Annotated in this window: 2 protein-coding genes; both read right to left on the bottom strand. The window is 37.6% G+C overall.

The window, feature by feature from the left end:
- Positions 1 to 778, bottom strand: a 778-nt coding sequence (locus KO500_RS15945) for a PorP/SprF family type IX secretion system membrane protein (protein WP_215957560.1), incomplete at its 3' end; no start/stop codon positions are given.
- Between the two features lie 40 nt (positions 779 to 818).
- Positions 819 to 2,181: gliding motility-associated C-terminal domain-containing protein (locus KO500_RS15940; protein ID WP_215957559.1), on the bottom strand; the 1,363-nt coding region annotated here is incomplete at its 5' end.

Raw genomic sequence — 2,181 nt, 5'->3', positions numbered from 1 at the left:
AACCTGCTAATAAACTCACGGCAGCATCCCAGCGGTAAGCCGCACCTAATGAGAACTTCTCATTAATTAAAAAAGTAGCTGAAGCATCCACTTGCAATGGAGCTCCTTTTACTGCTTTTACTAAAAATGCAGGTTTTAGTTTTAAGTTTCTATTCATATCAAAAACATACCCTGTTATAAAATAGATATTCAATCGTTCTTCTGCTAAAAAAGAATTGCTATCTCCATCAGAGCTATCAAAATGTTCTGTTTGTAAAAAGTTAGGAACTGACAAACCGCTATAGAATTTATCGGTATGGTAATACACCCCTGCACCAAAGTTGGGTGAGAATTTATTATCAATATTAGGCAGGTTACTCTCTGCACCGTAATTTCTAAGTTTTGTAAAATCTACATTTAAAAAGTGACCTCCAGCTTTTAATCCAAAAGAAAGTTTTCCTTCTTCAGAAACAGGAATGGTGTATGAGAAAGCACCATCGATATAGGTATCTTGATTGGTACCATTTCCTATTTCATCGTTCACGATAGACAAACCTAAACCTACTCTACGTGAAACAGGTGTATGCAAACTAAGGGTTTGTGTGGTTGGAGCACCATCAAGCCCCACCCATTGTGAACGGTGTAAGGCAGCAATACTAAACACCCCTCGTGATCCTGCATAAGCAGGATTCACCGCTAGGGTATTGTACATGTACTGGGTATATTGTGCATCTTGTTGTGCAGTAAGGGATTGGAAGCCTGCGAAAACAAATAATACGAGTATGATATATTTATTCATAATATAATTTTTATGCTAAATTGATTTCTTTGATGATTGATTATCGGTTAATGTATAAGTATCCTGATTTGCTAAGGTTCTGACCATTGTTCTCATATTTTACAATATAGAAGTAAACCCCTACTGGTAATTCTGAATCTGTACTTATTGTTACACGACCATTAGAGGTTCCTGTAAATACATCACTCACATTATCATAACCAGACATCTCATAGACAACCACACCCCAACGGTTATAAATCTGAACCGTGTTGTTCGGGAATGATTCAATATTCTCAATACTAAAGAAATCATTCACCCCATCACCATCAGGAGTAAGAACTTCATTTGATATAGCGATACCCGTATCCACCACTTCTTCATTACAGCCAGCACTCAATGTTGGAACACCTCCAATAGAATCACAAGGATCTAATGGATCGGTACCATCAATAGTTTCCTGACCATCAGAGATGGTGTCACCATCACTGTCTTCATTATCAGGATCAGTACCAATAGCGTCTTCCTCTGAAGTAGTTAATCCATCAGCATCACAATCGCTATCTGGTAATGCAGTTCCACCATCATGATCACAGTCATCTAATGGATCCGTATTATCCAATACCTCTTGACCATCTAATATAGTATCTCCATCAGTATCTGGATCAGTAGGGTCTGTACCTAAGGCTAGTTCTTCGTCATCTTGTAAACCATCGTTATCAGAATCAGAGTTATTAGGATCTGTACCTAATGCTGTTTCCTCATCAGTAGTTAAATTGTCATTATCACAATCACTAGTACCTAAAGGAGTTCCATTAACATGGTCGCAGTCATCTAGAGGATCTGTATTGTCAACATTCACTTCTTGTCCATCGGGGATTGTATCGCCATCAGTATCAGGATTATTAGGGTCTGTATCCAAGGTAACTTCATCATTATCATTAATTCCATCACTATCAGTATCAACAGATATTGTCACAATACCAGAACCCGTATTTTTAGCAGGATCAGTAGCTGTAATGTTGATAATATCTTCATCATTAAGAGTAGGAAAGGTTCCGCTAATTGGAATTGTTGTTTCAGAATCTATACTCCAATCCCCATTATTATCTGTTGTGATAGAATATGTTACGTCAATGATATTATCTCCATCAGTATCTAATTCAATTAATAATGTTTCATTAGGATCACCTTGTCCAGTTAAAACAGGAGTAATGTCTATTGTACTAAAACTATCAATAGTAGGCGTAGTGTTATCTAAAACAATTGTTTCGGTATCAGTTGCTGGATTCAGTGCTACATCAGTAACATCTGCCGTAACGGTAATATTTCCATCATCCAATCCAGAGATATCAGCATCGGTAGCCGTCCATGTATTCCCAGATACGGTAGCTGTAGTGGTTACAGGCGTATTTGTACCATCA

This window comes from Cellulophaga baltica (assembly GCF_018861125.1).
In the GTDB taxonomy this organism is placed as follows: domain Bacteria; phylum Bacteroidota; class Bacteroidia; order Flavobacteriales; family Flavobacteriaceae; genus Cellulophaga; species Cellulophaga baltica_A.
This window is presented reverse-complemented; position numbering and strand designations above follow the sequence as displayed.